General features: G+C 41.0%; 16 protein-coding genes. 8 read left to right on the top strand and 8 right to left on the bottom strand.

From position 1 onward, the window contains the following. Positions 1-395 precede the first annotated feature (395 nt). The 7 genes from IM456_RS02895 to IM456_RS02865 form a co-directional block, all read right to left on the bottom strand. A complete protein-coding gene (locus tag IM456_RS02895) occupies positions 396-1427 on the bottom strand; it encodes a CobW family GTP-binding protein (protein WP_287692832.1) in 1032 nt (343 codons plus the stop codon). A gap of 113 nt (positions 1428-1540) precedes the next feature. After that, the gene (gene thrS / locus IM456_RS02890; protein WP_287692831.1) at positions 1541-3397 is read right to left on the bottom strand and encodes a threonine--tRNA ligase; all 1857 of its coding nucleotides are present in this window, start codon (positions 3395-3397) and stop codon (positions 1541-1543) included. A 109-nt stretch (positions 3398-3506) separates the two neighbouring features. Next, positions 3507-3884, bottom strand: coding sequence for a hypothetical protein (locus IM456_RS02885; protein WP_106908245.1), 378 nt, complete (start codon positions 3882-3884; stop codon positions 3507-3509). Positions 3885-3903: 19 nt separating this feature from the next. Continuing rightward, entirely contained in the window at positions 3904-4647 is a 744-nt protein-coding gene (locus IM456_RS02880; protein ID WP_287692829.1) for an alpha/beta hydrolase, read from the bottom strand. Between the two features lie 132 nt (positions 4648-4779). After that, positions 4780-5292 carry a flavodoxin FldA gene (fldA, locus tag IM456_RS02875; RefSeq protein ID WP_002760221.1) on the bottom strand — a complete coding sequence of 171 codons (513 nt, stop codon included), beginning with the start codon at positions 5290-5292 and terminating at the stop codon, positions 4780-4782. Positions 5293-5558: 266 nt separating this feature from the next. Beyond that, on the bottom strand, positions 5559-6587 hold the full coding sequence (locus IM456_RS02870; protein WP_287692884.1) for a chlorophyll a/b binding light-harvesting protein: 1029 nt from the start codon (positions 6585-6587) through the stop codon (positions 5559-5561). 595 nt (positions 6588-7182) lie between these two features. After that, a complete protein-coding gene (locus IM456_RS02865; protein WP_287692827.1) occupies positions 7183-7749 on the bottom strand; it encodes a hypothetical protein in 567 nt (188 codons plus the stop codon). Between the two features lie 58 nt (positions 7750-7807). On the opposite strand from IM456_RS02865, the gene rnc reads away from it, so the two are divergent. Continuing rightward, positions 7808-8485, top strand: coding sequence for a ribonuclease III (gene rnc, locus IM456_RS02860; protein ID WP_052278499.1), 678 nt, complete (start codon positions 7808-7810; stop codon positions 8483-8485). 19 nt (positions 8486-8504) lie between these two features. Here the strand turns inward: rnc and IM456_RS02855 are convergent, their stop codons facing one another. Next, positions 8505-9284, bottom strand: a complete 780-nt coding sequence (locus IM456_RS02855) for a Crp/Fnr family transcriptional regulator (RefSeq protein ID WP_002802585.1) — start codon at positions 9282-9284, stop codon at positions 8505-8507. 170 nt (positions 9285-9454) lie between these two features. Between IM456_RS02855 and IM456_RS02850 the strand changes: the two genes are divergently transcribed. The 7 genes from IM456_RS02850 (at position 9455) to IM456_RS02820 (ending at position 15849) form a co-directional block, all read left to right on the top strand. After that, complete coding sequence (locus IM456_RS02850) at positions 9455-10498, top strand: sulfate ABC transporter substrate-binding protein (protein WP_287667742.1); 1044 nt, start codon at positions 9455-9457, stop codon at positions 10496-10498. Between the two features lie 11 nt (positions 10499-10509). Then, entirely contained in the window at positions 10510-10851 is a 342-nt protein-coding gene (locus tag IM456_RS02845) for an NIL domain-containing protein (RefSeq protein ID WP_002768372.1), read from the top strand. Between the two features lie 19 nt (positions 10852-10870). Further along, positions 10871-11713 (top strand): sulfate ABC transporter permease subunit CysT, encoded by an 843-nt coding sequence (gene cysT / locus IM456_RS02840; RefSeq protein ID WP_002797970.1) that lies wholly within the window; start codon positions 10871-10873, stop codon positions 11711-11713. A 41-nt stretch (positions 11714-11754) separates the two neighbouring features. Next, positions 11755-12597, top strand: coding sequence for a sulfate ABC transporter permease subunit CysW (gene cysW, locus IM456_RS02835; protein WP_002797969.1), 843 nt, complete (start codon positions 11755-11757; stop codon positions 12595-12597). An 80-nt stretch (positions 12598-12677) separates the two neighbouring features. After that, positions 12678-13718, top strand: coding sequence for a sulfate/molybdate ABC transporter ATP-binding protein (locus tag IM456_RS02830; protein WP_287692825.1), 1041 nt, complete (start codon positions 12678-12680; stop codon positions 13716-13718). Between the two features lie 307 nt (positions 13719-14025). Then, positions 14026-15213 (top strand): AAA family ATPase, encoded by a 1188-nt coding sequence (locus IM456_RS02825; RefSeq protein WP_079208723.1) that lies wholly within the window; start codon positions 14026-14028, stop codon positions 15211-15213. A gap of 24 nt (positions 15214-15237) precedes the next feature. Further along, positions 15238-15849, top strand: a complete 612-nt coding sequence (locus IM456_RS02820) for a DUF4276 family protein (RefSeq protein ID WP_149987350.1) — start codon at positions 15238-15240, stop codon at positions 15847-15849. Positions 15850-15892: the final 43 nt, after the last annotated feature.

The following is a 15892-nucleotide window of genomic DNA, read 5'->3' as shown; positions in this document are numbered from 1 at the left end:
GATATTAATCATGGTTATGGCTCTTTTCTCTAGGATACCATTGGGTTTGTCCATCGGGTAAATCAACCAAGGTAATTCCCCTCGTTTTTAATTGTTCCCTTAATCGATCGCCGCTTCCGTAAAGTGCAAGGGTTTGCGATAATGAACTTGGAGAACAAAGAGATGTAAAACCATGGGATCGAGGGTTCGTTAAATTTTAAAGTTTTTATCCATAAATTATTCATAAGTAGCTGGTTATAATTAAATTAAAAATGGATTTTAGGTTCGATCCCCCCTTAATCCCCCCTTAATAAGGGGGGTGCCGATCCCCCCTTAGTCCCCCCTTAATAAGGGGGGTGTCGATCCCCCCTTAATCCCCCCTTAATAAGGGGGGGGTGTCTGAAAACTTTTAACACCTACCTACTTAGTTTGTCCTTTTTAATTTTTTGAGAACTGGCCAAGCATTCGTTTAGTTGTGTCAAGATTTCCTCTTTATTTAAATTTCTGCCGATAAGAACTAACTGATTCTTAGGAGATGTATCCCATTCTACCGCTTGCAGATCGTAACGGAGACCGCTCAATTGAAAAATATGTTTTAAATCGCTTTGTTGAAACCAGAGAATACCTTTTGCTCGAAAAACATTTATCGGCATTTTTTCCGTAATAAAAGGCTCAAATTTATCTAGATTAAATGGTTTATCGCTAACAAAGGAGACAAAATTAAAGTCTTCAGGAGATTGATTATCACTGGAGCTTGGGCGATTTTTTTGAAAGTCTCTCAACTGGTTTTTATACAATTCTTCTTTAGTTAAACCTAGATCTAACAATAAACCTAAAGGAACCTGACCATAACTACTTTTTAGGAGTCTTATACCCTGTTTCTCTCGACGAATAAAATTTTCTAAATCATCTAATTTTTTGCCACTGACTCGATCTATTTTATTGAGAATTACCACGTCACCATAACGAATTTGACTAAGGGCAATGTTACTATCAAAATGATCCGCCGTAAAGGTTTCAGAATCCACGAGGGTAATAATAGAATCTAAGCGAGTCAGATATTTTAATTCCGTGGCCAAGAAAGTGAGGATAATTGGCAAAGGATCGGCTAATCCTGTGGTTTCAATGATTAGATAGTCCACGGGGATTTCTTTTTCTAAGACCTGATATACTGTCTCAATTAAACTATCATTAATCGTACAACAAATACAGCCATTACTCAATTCTACCATATCTTCATCGATGGAAACAAGCAATTGAGAATCAATATTAATATCCCCAAACTCATTGACTAATACGGCAACTTTTAACCCTTCTTTATTGTCAAGAATATGATTTAGTAAGGTGGTTTTTCCACTCCCTAAAAAACCAGTAATAATCGTCACAGGCATTCCCGATTTAGGCAAGCAAGGGAGGGAATCGGAGAGAGGAATTATCAAAGAACTCATGGCAGCTAACCCACTTGTAAGTTAATTAATTGGCAGAAAATAGGCTTTTCTCAACCCTGTTAAATTCGCCTGGAAGGGATCGATCTCCACTATTGCCGGTTTATACAAAAGCTTCAGAGATTAGTTTTAGATAGGATCGCCGTTTGCATTTTTTCTAATAAATCTGCCAGTGTCATCGAACCTAAATCTCCCCCTTGTCGAGTGCGAACACTTAGAGTTTTACTGCTAACTTCTCGTTTTCCAATCACAGCTAAGACAGGGATTTTTTCTAGTTCTCCTGTACGAATTTGTTTACCTAAACGCTCACCACTTTTATCGATTTCCACTCGATAACCAGCTTGTTTTAACTGCATTGCCACCCCTAAAGCATAATGATGCTGTTCATCACTAACGGGTAATAAACGGACTTGAATAGGTGCTAACCAGAGAGGAAAATCTCCTGCATAATTCTCGATTAAAATACCAAAAAATCTTTCCAAAGAGCCAAAAATAGCTCGATGAATCATAATCGGTCTTTCCCGAGTACCATCCCTAGCGACATATTGCATATCAAAGCGTTCTGGCAAGTTAAAATCGACCTGAATCGTGGAACATTGCCACATTCTACCGATCGCATCTTGAATTTTTATATCAATTTTAGGACCATAAAAAGCCCCACCTCCCTGATCCTCAATATAATCCCATTTTTTAGCATTTAAGGCCTCAATTAAAGCTGCGGTTGCCAATTCCCAAACACTATCACTACCCACGGATTTACTGGGGCGAGTCGATAAATTTACCTGATAATTAGTAAAGCCAAAATCGGAAAGAATTTTCTCGGTTAAGTTCAAAACTCCTAGAATCTCTGCGGCAATTTGTTCGGGCAAACAAAATATATGAGCATCATCTTGAGTAAAACCTCGCACCCGCATTAATCCGTGTAAAACCCCCGATCGCTCGTAACGATAAACTGTGCCTAATTCTGCCCATCTGAGGGGAAATTCTCGATAGGAATGCAGGTCATGTTGATAGGTTAAAACATGAAAAGGACAATTCATCGGCTTAATTTGATAGCTTTGCTGTTCTAACTCGATCGCCTCAAACATATTGTCGCGATAAAAGTCCCAATGTCCAGAAGTTTTCCACAGATCTAAATTAGCTAGATGGGGAGTATAAAGAAATTGATAACCCGCTTCTAAATGAGCTTGGCGCCAATAATCTTCGATTAAATAACGCATTGTTGCACCCCGGGGATGCCAAAAAACTAAGCCGCCACCGGCATCTTCTTGGATGCTAAATAATTTTAATTGTTGTCCCAATTTGCGATGATCTCGTCGCTGCGCTTCTTCTTTTTGTTGGAGATAATTTTGTAATTCTGCGGGGGTTTGCCAAGCTGTGCCGTAAATTCGCTGTAATTGCGGCTGTTTTTCATCTCCTTGCCAATAAGCACCCGCTACACTTTCCAAGGCGAAAGCATCTGGGTTAATCTCCCCCGTCGAGTTGAGATGGGGTCCCGCACACAGATCCCACCAAAATTCTTCTGGGGGAGAAACAGCGCCATCAATTAACGAGGGTTCTCGATCGCTCCGTCCTGCGTCTGGACTACCGATAAAATAACGGGTAATGGTTTCATCTGGGGGAATTCTCTCTAAAATTAACTTTTTGTAGGGTTGATTAAGGCGCTCGATTTCTGCGGTAATTTCGCTTCTTTCCAGCACTTCTCGGATAATTGGCAGGTTTTTCTCGATAATTCGCCCCATTTCTGCCGCTATTTTCTCCAAATCTTCGGGGGTAAAGGGTGTTGGGCGATCGAAATCGTAGTAGAATCCCGTTTCTGTCCAGGGACCAATAGCGACTTTGGTTTCAGGAAAGAGAGTTTGTACAGCCATCGCTAAGATATGGGCGCAAGTATGGCGTATTTTTACGATTTTTTGCGAATCTTCCTCGATAACGGGGCTTTCTGCTCGGGGGGACTTAATTTGATTGACCATTGCCAGTTAAAGTGATAATGATTATCATTTTAGCAAAGGAGGGCTGATGTCTGAGAGAAAAATGCGCTCAAATCCTCTAGCGGCAAGCTCAACGCTGATAGCTTACCGCTCAAACTGGAAGTTTCCCCGTTTTAAAAACAGGGATTACCGACGATATTCTCGACTTAACAGCCAGAATCCAGGTTATGATGACGAGAAAAGAAACTGAGAAAACGGGTTTCTTCAAGAAACCCGTTTTCTGATTTTCCTGAATTTCTCGCTCAAAATCCCGACAATCGAGTGCCTCTTCCGAAAAAGCGCGCATTGGATGCACCGCACATTTCAAGCGATAATCTCCAGTACAAAAAACACAGCGACTACAGGGAATTCGATGCAGCTTTTGCAACTGCCGGCGCCCTTGGGCAACAGCAAGAAAAAGAGCAGTAAAAAAGAACAGCAGCGTTATCCAGATCGCGATCGGACAAAAGAGCGGTATTAGCCTTAACATAAATCTCGATTTTTGTCAATTAAGGAATAATTACAGTTTGCTCAGAAAGGAATTCCTGTCGGATTAGCGATCGCCAAAAACTAAAAATCTCTTGACTGACGCTGTAGGGGTGGGAATAGTGGAAAAAATAACGCCCTTTGTGACAACTCCAAATGCGATCGCCTGACTTTAACCAGGGTTGCCATCCCTGCAATAAATGCTGATCGATAATCGTATCGATATCTCCCCCACAGACTAACAGGGGTACGGGAACTGTCCCCGGGGGGAAATGGGCATTCTGATAGAGATTATGGGGAGAAAGGGACAATAATAAATCCTCTTCCAAGAGATAGCGATATTCTTGGGTTAAAGCGCAGGATTGATGACCAAAAAGATTGTGAACCGATTGATTGAGCAGAGTTTGACGAGAACAAGGCAGTAATTTTGATAGCACATAATAATGAGCTTGCCAATCGATCGCCGGATAGACTCCCACAGAGAGCAAAGTTAAGGATTTCACCCTTTCTGGATAACGACGCGCATACAGTAATCCTACTAATCCCCCCGTGCCGTGGCCGACTAAATGCAGCGGTCGATCGCATTGTTTCAGGTAATCTTGTAGTAATATCAAGGCAATATCAAGAGAAGCTGGCTGATCAAGAGATTGACAGTATTGCCAATCAGCGATCGCAATTTCCCTGGCTAAAAAATCCAACACCGGGCGATCAAAACGGCGAAAACTGGGGTTAACATTAATCCAAACTGCATCAGGTAATCGAGACATAATAATCAAGGATATAGGGGATTTTTTAGCGATCAGTAAACAGTAATCAGTAATTGGTGAAAAGAAAGCTGCGAACTAGCCACTTAATACTATTCACTGATAACTGATAACTGATAACTGATTGATAGCTAACTAAACGCCAAATTCGCCCTTAAGTCCCGCGACCCAAGTTTTGATCCGTTGTTCAGTTAAATCGGATTGGTTGTCTTCATCGAGGGCTAAACCGACAAATTTGCCATTTTTTAGGGCTTTCGACTCGTTAAAATCGTAACCTTCTGTCGGCCAGTAACCGACGGTTTTACCCCCTAGGGAGGCGATTTTTTCTTCCAGTATCCCCAGAGCATCTTGAAAGTTATCCGCATAACCGATTTGATCCCCCATCCCGAAATAAGCGACCTTTTTGGAGACGAAATCAATGTCATCCAATTCATCGTAAAAACCCTCCCAATCGCTTTGTAATTCGCCGATATTCCAGGTGGGACAACCGATAATCAGGGCATCGTAGGGGGCAAAATCCTCGGTAGAAGCGGAGGAGATATCGTGTAATTCTACAATTGCCTCACCTCCAAATTCTTTCTGAATCATTTCCGCCACCGTTTCGGTTTTGCCGGTTTGCGTGCCAAAAAATAAGCCAATTTTTGCCATAAAATTTGTCCTTGTTGCGAAATAAGTGAGTTTAACTCTTAATTCTCCTTGATAGGGAATAAAGCCCCTGATTACAGTTTTCTCCCTCTGAAACTGGCATTTCCTGCCGGCAAGAACTACAGTACCAATAAGAGCGAGAGCGTCCAATGTGATGCAGCAATTTGGTGTTACAACAGGTACAGTAAGGCATAAGGGACAGTTAGAAAGATTGATCAGCGGGGAAAATTAGGAAAATCGATAGTTTATCCTAATCTTCCTTGAAAAAACTAGGCTTCTATCGCATTTAAGGCTTTTTCTACTCGTTTAAAGTCAAAACCCATCGCGCGTAAAGCGTGCCAGAGATGACCTTGTAAAAAGAAGAAAGCGAGGAAAAAGTGGGCATTAGCCAACCAACAGCGCGCCGTATGTACTCCAAAGGGCAATTTCACCCTGTCGGCAAAGTAGGGAGCAATTCCTAACTTCACTTCTAAAATTGGCCCGTAAAATTCGACTGGATAAGCGAGGGTATTTACCCCACAGAAATAGGCGGCCACGAAACCAGCGAGGGCAATTCCGCCCAAAGAATAGGATAAAATGGCTTCTCCGGAGAAAATCAGCACATTTCTCGCCCATTTGAGCGGGGGAACGATAATATGCCAGATACCTCCCCCAATTAACATTAAACCGACGTAGATATGACCACCGACTAAATCTTCGAGATTGTCCACAGTAGCAAAGTGGATTTGATAGCCATAGATAACCCAAGGATCGAGGGTTGGTTCACTAACGACTCGGACAGCGCCGATAGTTGCGTCGTATAATCCCCCCCAGTACATAGCTTTGGCCACTAATAATAATGCAGCTATACCTAAAAAGAGCAGGTGATGACCGAGAATAACTCCTAATTGTCGGGGTTCACTCCAATCGAAATGGAATTTTTTCCCCGGACCGGAGGAATCTTTCAGGGTTTCTGGGACTCTTAACAGGTGAAATAAGGCTCCTGCTCCCAAAACTGCCGAAGAAATCAGATGAATTGAGCCAATCACGAAAAAGGGATAGATATCGATGATTTGCCCCTTTTCTCCGACTCCAAAGCCTAAAGTGGCCAGGTGCGGCAGTAAAATTAAGCCCTGTTCTGCCATGGCTATATCGGGGCGATACTGGGAAATTTCAAATAAGGTGAAGGCTCCTGCCCAAAAAGCGATTAAAGCAGCTTGGGCAACGTGGGCGACGATAAATAAGCCTGATTTATCGGCAAAACGGGCATTTCCTGCCCACCAGTCGTATTCGATCTGAGGATTATCGTAGGTCTGCATGGCATCTTTTAACGAAAATAGAACCAAGCTTATTGATAATTATATGCAATAAGCTTTAAGTCTTAGTCTAGAATAATTCTCAATAAAGTCAAGTTAAGAATTGTTACAGTTGCTCGGCATACTTTAATACATCAGTATTTTTAGCCTGATCAGCCTTTGAAAATCAAGGCTTTTCAGCATGAATCTTGGATCGCAGCTAGAGTAATCACCTCAAATAATTGAGAATAATTATTAATTAATTTTTAACAAAGACTAGAGGATAATTAGCTTGTCATCACTTAAACAAGCGCATAATTGGGCATTAAAGAGCATAAATAAGCTTAAATATGCTCTTTATTTAATTTTTAACCTGAAATCTCTTTTTTATTCGATAAAATACCCGCCGGTGCTATTCGCCTCCCCGTCGGTTGTGGTAAGGGACTTGCGCTTTGATAATGTACCTTTTGGGCGAACGCAGTTCGCCCCTACATTGTCGACAAAATCCGTTACTGTAGGGGCGCAAAGCTTGCGCCCTCCGATCGATTGGGATATGATTCTCACGCAAGTCCCTAAGCTGTACTGAATTTAAACTGCGTCAGAGTCTCTGAGCGCCCATTTATAGGGATTGCAGCCTCTGGATTTTCCTTTCTCTCCCCTCCCCAGTTCTGAAAAGATACTTAATAGAGCCGTAGATTAACAACATTGTCGTTAAAGTCATGGCCATAATTAGGGGGGCAATTTTGGCTAACCAGAAAGCCACGAAGATTATGCCGATTCCGTCAGCCAGTAAGATGGGTAAACGTGGCCCTATGCCATGGTCAATAATTTTTTCCGTGCTTGGCTGCAGTTGAATTTTGGCTAAACATTGAAACCAAATTTGACTGACTAAAACTATTAAAGCTCCCCATCCTATCCAGAGGGCAGCCACATAAAAGCCCGACAATTCTAAAACAATTGTACTAATTGTAACCATAAAAAAGCGATCAAGGCGAGGATCGCTGGTTTTTTGCTGAAATTGGGCAATTTCTGCCAAGTCCACCGCTGCCATGCGTGCCTGTTCTATACACATCACCAGGGTACCTAGGGCAAGAATAGCAGCGGATAGGTTTTCCGGTGAGAATATTTGGGAGATTATGCCTAAACTAGCTGGAAAAAACAGTAAAAAAAGGATCGTTCGTCTCATCTATTCGGGGTGGGGTCAGATTAAGATAAGAAATGCTCTTGACTTGATCATTTCTGTAATGTCTTGTTTGCCTCCTTTTCAAAATGCTCTCCTTCTCACCCAAGCTTTAACCCATCGTTCCTATGTTAATGAACAGTCCCAATTGACGGAAAATAACGAGCGCCTAGAATTTTTGGGCGATGCGATTTTGGCTTTTTTGGTGGGCGAACTTTTGTATCAAAAATATCCCGCCATGAATGAGGCAGAATTAACCCGTTTGCGGTCAAATTTGGTCAAAGAAGAACAATTAGCGCAATTAGGCATCGAAATCGGCCTGGGGGAGTTAATGCGTTTGGGTAAGGGGGCAATTAAAGATCGGGGGCGATCGAATCCTACCCTATTAGCGGACACTTTTGAAGCGATAATTGGGGCTTATTATCTAGATTCGGGGTTAAATGCGGTTAAAAACTATCTGCACGGGCTTTTTATCCCTGTAGCCTCTCATTTAGTCTCTCAACAATCGGAATCGCCATCTTTTATCGATGCCAAAAATCTCTTTCAACAGTGGGCGCTGGCCAATTTCGCCTCTAATCCAGAATATGCGATCATCGATGTGACAGGACCCCCCCACGCTAGGGAATTTACTGCCGAAGTGCGGGTTAATAACCTTCTCTACGGTACAGGTAAAGGTAAACGGAAACAGGATGCCACCAAAGCGGCTGCCGAAGATGCTTTAAAGCGCTGTCAATGGCAATAATAAATAAGGCCAAACCTACTTATCTGAGGGGCCACCAATTAACTTTATCCCTGGTGGCACTGTACACTTCTTTTAAACCCTCGGCATCCAGTACCCGAATTAAATCCCCCGTCGATTCTGAGGCAATTAATCCCACGTTTTGCAATCCTTTTAATACCTGTTCGACGGTGCGTTGATTGAGTTGACAAGCGCGAGCAATCATATCGACGGATAGATCAAAAGTATAGATATTTTCGGCACTCGGTTGACTGCCTAATTCTCTTTCTTGATAGATTAAAGCTCTGAGTAAAGTGGCTACAGCTTGGGGTGGATAGCTACTGCAATTAAGCAAATGATACTCGAATTTTTGCTGTAATTCAAATAAAAAACAGTACCGTTGACGAAAACTTTCGTTATCGTTGTAAATCTTTTCTAGCGCCGATAAGGGAATTTTCAGGACGTGGGTAGTTTTATAGGATTCCACCAAACAGGGAAAGGCGCGACTGGCTAAACCATAACTAAAGGGTAAACTCCTCATGCCAAAACAGCCGCCGGGGTAGGTAATGGCAATAATCCGGTCGAGGGGGGTGCTGCGGACGACGATTACACCCTCATTCAAAATCACATACAAAACATCTAGAAATTCATCGGGGAGAAAAGCCGTATAGACTGGACGATTGGAAAATAGCGTCTCTAACTTGAGATTGTCAGCATCCAGATACTGACTTAACCAAGCCTCCTCTAGTCCGCGAAAGAGAAAACTCTGGTTAATCAGTTGTTGTAGGAGGGTTGTTTTTTTGGTTTTGACGCTCTTGCCCATAGTCTCAAACCTAGATGTAGCACTGATTCCATCTTCTCACAGTTTCCCTTGTTATCACCTTATTTCCAATTTGTTTTATAAATGTATTGAAATTTTGTTTTCCATGCTGTAGGATTAAACTACACCTGAAAACAGATACAACCTCAGAGTAAAGCTTAGGAGCGCCGCCGATGCAGTCATCCCAGTCTTGTTTATCCCTACTCATGGCAACTGTCCTGACGGGAGGAATGCTGGCATCTTGCACCCCATCCCCCACCAATAGCGGCAATGACAGCCAAAAACCCGTGACTGTGACACTTGTTTCCTATGCTGTCACCCAAAGTGCCTACGAAAAAATCATTCCCAAATTTGTCGAGGAATGGCAACAAAAAACGGGGCAAAAAGTAACTTTTGAACAGAGTTATGGTGGTTCCGGTTCCCAAACTCGTGCCGTTATCGATGGTTTAGAAGCGGATGTGGTAGCGTTGGCTTTAGCTTTGGATACCAAGAAAATTGAGCAAGCGGGATTAATTCAACCCGGTTGGGAAAAAGAAGCTCCCAATGACTCTATTGTTCATAAATCTGTAGTGGCTTTTGTTCCTCGTGATGCCAATATTAAAATTAATAAATGGTCAGATCTAGCCAAGGATAATATTAAAGTTATTACCGCTAATCCCAAGACTTCTGGCGGAGCGCGCTGGAATTTTCTCGCTCTTTGGGGTTCGGTGACGCAAGCGGAAGGCAGTGAACAAGCGGCGCAAACTTTTGTCGAAAAAGTGTTTAAAAATGCGCCAGTTTTACCTAGAGATGCTCGTGAATCTAGTGATGTATTTTTTAAACAAGGCCAGGGAAATGTGCTAATTAATTACGAAAACGAGATGATTCTCGCTAACCAAAAAGGTGAGAATTTAGCCTATACTGTTCCCACTGATTATAATATTTCTATTGATAATCCCGTGGCGGTTGTTGATGCCAATGTGGATAAAAAAGGTACGAGAAAAGTGGCGGAGGCTTTTGTGCAGTTTTTATTTACCCCAGAGGCACAAAGAGAATTTGCTAAGGTGGGGTTTCGTCCCGTTGAACCGACGATAGTTAAAGAGTTTGAGAGTAAATTTCCTCAGATAAAAAATCTCTTTACCGTGCAGGATTTAGGCGGTTGGGATAAGGTACAAAAACAATTCTTTGAAGATGGAGCCTTGTTCGATAAAATTCTGACTAAAGCTGGTAAATCTTAAGGAGAAAAACCATGGATAATCAACCTCAATGGCAGACTATTAATCATCCCCAAAGTGATTTACATCTCGATCAATCGGGACTCGATCGCCCCACGTCCCGAAGAATAAAAATTCGGATTCCTAAACAATATATTAACGAGCCAATTATAGCACGTTTAGGGTCTTTTCCCGGTCTAAAAGTGAATATATTTTCCGCTTTGTTAGCGGCAAATAATAATCAAGATGGCTGGTTCGATCTACAACTACAAGGCAACTCCCAAGGGATAGAAAATGCCCTTTCCTATCTGGCAGATTTAGATGTAGAAGTTTGGTATGATTCAGCACAAGTTCTTGAAGAAGCGGACAATTGGTAATCTCTAGCAATAATAAACAATGGCTAACCCACAATTATCTTTATCTCCCAGTCAACCCCTGAAAAAAGTTTCTATTCCTTGGGTAATTACCATTAGTTATCTAGTGGTTTTGTTGGTTTTACCAGCAGCGGCACTATTTGCTAAATCCCTAACTCTTGGTTTTGCCGAATTTTGGCGTGTTGCCACTTTACCGATTTCTTTATCCGCTTACCAAGTCACTTTTTTTACTTCCTTAATCGCCGGATTAATTGACGGAGTTTTTGGCACTATTATCGCTTGGGTATTAGTGCGTTATCGATTCCCAGGTAAAAAAATTGTCGATGCTTGTGTGGATTTGCCCTTTGCTTTACCCACTTCTGTTGCCGGTTTAGTCCTAGCCACAGTTTACAGTGATAACGGTTGGCTCGGTCAATTTTTTGCCCCCTTTGGTATTAAGATATCCTTTACCATTTTAGGGGTTTTTGTGGCGATGTTATTTATCGCTTTACCCTTCATTGTCCGCACCTTACAGCCAGTTTTACAGGAAATGGAAAAAGAAGTAGAAGAAGCGGCTTTATCCCTCGGCGCTTCCTCTTGGCAAATCTTCTGGCGAGTTATTTTTCCCACAATACTACCCGCTATTTTAACAGGAGTTGCCCTCGGTTTTGCCAGAGCGATCGGTGAATATGGTTCCGTAGTTATTATCTCATCTAATATTCCCTTTAAGGATTTAATTGCCCCAGTTTTAATCTTCCAAAGACTAGAGGAATATGATTACACAGGTGCGACAGTAATCGGCATGGTTTTATTACTGGTTTCTTTGTTCATGTTAGTAGTAATTAATTTCCTGCAGCAATGGGGGCAAAAATACAGAGTTAAGTAAAGAGTAAAAAATATTAGGGTATAACTGGAGACAGATCAAAAATGCTGAGTCTAAAAAAATCAACTAAACCGAAAGAGTGGGATTACAAACCCCTACTAATTATCATCGCCCTTGTTTATCTGGCACTATTATTATTTATTCCAGCAGCGGCAGTATTTTACTATGCTTTTCGCAATGGATTCCAAGCGTTTTTAGAAGCGGCGGGAACTTCTGACTTTATCGAAGCGGTAAAATTAACAGTAATTATTGCCCTAATTACTGTACCTTTAAACACAATTTTTGGACTTTGTGCAGCCTGGGTAATTGCTCGCAATCAATTTCGTGGCAAAACTTTATTAATTAGTTTAATTGACTTACCTTTTGCCGTTTCTCCCGTGGTAGCGGGTTTAATGATTGTACTGCTCTATGGGCGCAATGGTTGGTTAGGTTCTTTCCTAGAATTTTTCGATATAAAAATACTTTTTGCTTTACCCGGAATGGTATTAGCAACTATATTTGTTACTATGCCTTTTGTCGCTAGAGAAGTTATCCCAGTCTTAGAAGAAATTGGCTTGGAACAAGAGGAAGCGGGGCGCACTTTAGGGGCAAGTGATTGGCAGATTTTCTGGCGCATAACTTTACCCAATATTCGTTGGGGATTGATGTACGGAGTGCTGTTAACTAATGCCCGGGCGATGGGAGAATTTGGGGCGGTTTCTGTGGTTTCTGGCAGTATTTTAGGGAGAACTGCTACCCTGCCAATTTTCGTAGAACAGGCCTATAAAAATTATCTAACTCCTGCCGCTTTTAGTGCGGCGGCTATTCTCGCCTTACTAGCGGGAGTTACTTTAATTATCAAAGAAATTCTCGAACGTAAAACCGCCCACAAAATTCACACTACCTAACTACAAAAAACCTAAAAATATGAGCGGGCGTTGGGTTTCATGCTTCAACCCAACCTACGTTCTACAAAAAACCTAAAAATATGAGTATTACCATCCAGCAAGTTTCTAAACGTTTCGGCAATTTTCAAGCTTTAGATAATATCAGTTTAACCATTCCTGAAGGCAAATTAGTCGCCCTCCTCGGACCATCGGGATCGGGAAAATCCACCTTATTACGTTCAATTGCCGGATTAGAAAGTCCCGACAGTGGCGCGATTATCATTAACGGACAAGATACCACCCATGTGGATCCTAGACGGAGAAATATCGGCTTTGTTTTTCAACATTATGCCCTATTTAAACATTTAACTGTTCGTCAAAATATTGCTTTTGGTCTAGAAATTCGCCAGCAAAAATCGCCAGTAATTAAGAAAAAAGTTGAGGAATTATTAGAATTAATTCAATTACAAGGATTAGGCGATCGCTATCCCGCCCAATTATCGGGAGGACAACGGCAAAGAGTAGCTTTAGCCCGCGCTTTAGCCATTCAACCGAATGTATTATTATTAGATGAACCCTTTGGAGCTTTAGATGCAAAAGTTAGAAAAGAATTAAGGGTATGGCTGAGAAATTTACATAAAGAAGTTCACGTTACCAGTGTTTTTGTTACCCACGATCAAGAGGAAGCAATGGAAGTAGCCGATACGATTGTCGTGATGAATCATGGTAAAATTGAACAGGTGGGTTCTCCCGCCGAAATTTACGATCATCCTGCCACACCTTTTGTGATGCAATTTATTGGGGAAGTGAATATCTTACCTAATCTAGCAGGATTAGGAAATGGACATCATCAGGGTCATAATTCCACCGTTTTTATCCGTCCCCACGACCTGGAAATTATGCCCGAACAAGATGGTTTGAATAGTTGGGCAGTGGTAAAAAGAGTTATTCATTTAGGCTGGGAAATACAAGTAGAATTAATCTTAGCCGATGGGGAAATGGTGGTGGCTTATCTCAATCGTGAGGAATACAAGCAATTACAGTTACAACCAGAACAAACGGTACATTTAAAACCGAGAAAAGCGACCTTACTCACTGATTTTGACAATAAAAGTGAGAAAGTTATCGATTACTCAATTTAAAAACTCTAGGTTTATTAAAGAGTTTTTCATAAAGATGAAGTATAACTGGATTATGCCATAGTTCCCTACTGTTAACATCAAAGGCATCTATAAAATAAACCTTAAAGCCAAGTCAAGGCCGATTCTGGTCTTGACAAAGCAGATGATGGGGAAACTCAGGAAAGAGAAATGGGTGTATCTGATCACCGATTGGATTTGGTATTATAAGTAGAGATTACTAAAAATTGACCAGTTTTTTCGGGGAACTGGCGAAATTAACAGCTAATCTGGGACAAGACGAGCTAAAAGCAGCAGAGAGCAACAATCAATGTCTAAAAACTCTATACCTCGAATCGAAAATCTGCGCGTGCAAAATTACCGAGCTTTACAGGACTTAGAATTAAAAAGCATTACTCCTTTAACCGTTTTTCTCGGTCCTAATGGGAGCGGAAAATCTACCATATTTGATGTCTTTGCCTTTCTCTCTGAATGTTTTACTGTTGGTTTAAAAAAAGCTTGGGACAGACGGGGAAGATTTAAAGAATTAAGAACCAGAGGACAAGAAGGTTACATCATTATCGAATTAAAATATCGAGAAAAATTGGCATCACCTTTAATTACCTATCATTTGGCTATTAATGAAGCTAACAATCGCCCTTATGTTGCCGAAGAATGGTTACAGTGGAGACAAGGAGCGAAGGGCAAACCTTATCGCTTTTTAGACTTTAAAGAAGGGGGAGGAATAGTGATTAGTGGAGAAAATCCCAAACCAAAAGATAAACGAATTTCTGAACGATTAGACTCCCCGGAATTTTTAGCTGTTAGTACCCTCGGACAATTGGCCAAACATCCCCGGGTTAGTGCTTTGCGTCGTTTTATCACAAGTTGGTATCTTTCCTACTTAACCGCAGATAATACTCGCACTCAACCAGAAGCAGGAGCGCAAGAAAGATTATCGCCAACTGGTGACAATTTACCTAATGTTATTCAATATTTAAAAGAAGATCATCCTCAACGATTAGAATCTATTTTACAAACCCTTTCTCGTCGAATTCCCAGATTAGAAAAAGTAGAAGCATCTATTATGCCGAATGGACAGCTTTTACTTCAAATTAAAGACGCACCTTTTCAAGATCCAATTCTTGCCAAATTTGCCTCCGATGGCACTTTAAAAATGTTGGCTTATTTAACTATATTATATGATCCAAGCCCTCCGCAATTACTGGGAATAGAAGAACCAGAAAATCATCTTCATCCCCGTTTATTACCTGAATTAGCAGAAGAATGTCGGGCAGCGACCGCAAGTACACAATTAATGGTAACAACTCATTCTCCCTTTTTTGTAGATGGTTTGAAACCGGAGGAGGTTTGGGTACTTTATCGAGATGAAAATGGTTTTACTCAAGCTAAACGTACTTCAGCAATGCAAGGAGTTAAGGAATTTATTCAAAATGGTGCTTTGTTGGGTCAATTATGGATGGAGGACTATTTTGATGTGGGTAATCCTAGCATTTAAATTTAATAGCAAAGGAGGGAAAAAGTGCATCTTGAATTTTTAGTTGAAGAATTTTCTACCCAAGAATGTTTAAATCAAATTTTACCTCAAATATTATTTGAGAATGTCACCTATAAAATTCATGCCTTTCGAGGTAAATCCGATTTAATCAAAAAACTACCGGAGCGATTAAAAGGTTATAAATGCTGGATACCCGATGATTATCGAATCATTATTCTTGTAGATAGAGACAATGAAGATTGTCAAATGCTCAAAGAAAAGTTAGAAAATATTGCCCAACAAACAGGACTGATCACTAAAACGATTAGCGAAGATAAAAAAACATTTCAGGTGTTAAATAGAATTGCTATAGAAGAATTAGAAGCTTGGTTTTTTGGTGATATTCAGGCTATAGTCTCAGCCTATCCCAAAGTTTCTACTAATGTGGGACAGCAAGCAAAATACAGAAAACCGGATGAAATTACGGGGGGAACTTGGGAAAACTTAGAAAAGATACTTCAAAAAGCTGGGTATCATCGAGGAGGTTTAGAAAAAGTGAAAGCAGCCAGAGAAATTTCTCAATTTATGACTCCCGCTCATAATTGTTCTCCTAGTTTTCAGATTTTTTATCAAGGTTTATTGGCGATGATCACCTAAGGATGTTTAGGAAAGTAAATGATAAAACTGCTAGATCACTGTC

The sequence above is a fragment of the Microcystis sp. M079S1 genome (assembly GCF_020246425.1).
GTDB lineage: Bacteria > Cyanobacteriota > Cyanobacteriia > Cyanobacteriales > Microcystaceae > Microcystis > Microcystis aeruginosa.
The sequence above is the reverse complement of the archived record's forward strand: the minus strand, read 5'-3'. Positions and strand labels throughout refer to the sequence as shown.

Coding starts and splice junctions, on each gene's coding strand:
- IM456_RS02895 (WP_287692832.1), bottom strand. CDS start 1,427: ATGAGTTCTTTGATAATTCCTCTCTCCGATTCCCTCCCTTGCTTGCCT.
- thrS (WP_287692831.1), bottom strand. CDS start 3,397: ATGGTCAATCAAATTAAGTCCCCCCGAGCAGAAAGCCCCGTTATCGAG.
- IM456_RS02885 (WP_106908245.1), bottom strand. CDS start 3,884: ATGTTAAGGCTAATACCGCTCTTTTGTCCGATCGCGATCTGGATAACG.
- IM456_RS02880 (WP_287692829.1), bottom strand. CDS start 4,647: ATGTCTCGATTACCTGATGCAGTTTGGATTAATGTTAACCCCAGTTTT.
- fldA (WP_002760221.1), bottom strand. CDS start 5,292: ATGGCAAAAATTGGCTTATTTTTTGGCACGCAAACCGGCAAAACCGAA.
- IM456_RS02870 (WP_287692884.1), bottom strand. CDS start 6,587: ATGCAGACCTACGATAATCCTCAGATCGAATACGACTGGTGGGCAGGA.
- IM456_RS02865 (WP_287692827.1), bottom strand. CDS start 7,749: ATGAGACGAACGATCCTTTTTTTACTGTTTTTTCCAGCTAGTTTAGGC.
- rnc (WP_052278499.1), top strand. CDS start 7,808: ATGTCTTGTTTGCCTCCTTTTCAAAATGCTCTCCTTCTCACCCAAGCT.
- IM456_RS02855 (WP_002802585.1), bottom strand. CDS start 9,284: ATGGGCAAGAGCGTCAAAACCAAAAAAACAACCCTCCTACAACAACTG.
- IM456_RS02850 (WP_287667742.1), top strand. CDS start 9,455: ATGCAGTCATCCCAGTCTTGTTTATCCCTACTCATGGCAACTGTCCTG.
- IM456_RS02845 (WP_002768372.1), top strand. CDS start 10,510: ATGGATAATCAACCTCAATGGCAGACTATTAATCATCCCCAAAGTGAT.
- cysT (WP_002797970.1), top strand. CDS start 10,871: ATGGCTAACCCACAATTATCTTTATCTCCCAGTCAACCCCTGAAAAAA.
- cysW (WP_002797969.1), top strand. CDS start 11,755: ATGCTGAGTCTAAAAAAATCAACTAAACCGAAAGAGTGGGATTACAAA.
- IM456_RS02830 (WP_287692825.1), top strand. CDS start 12,678: ATGAGTATTACCATCCAGCAAGTTTCTAAACGTTTCGGCAATTTTCAA.
- IM456_RS02825 (WP_079208723.1), top strand. CDS start 14,026: ATGTCTAAAAACTCTATACCTCGAATCGAAAATCTGCGCGTGCAAAAT.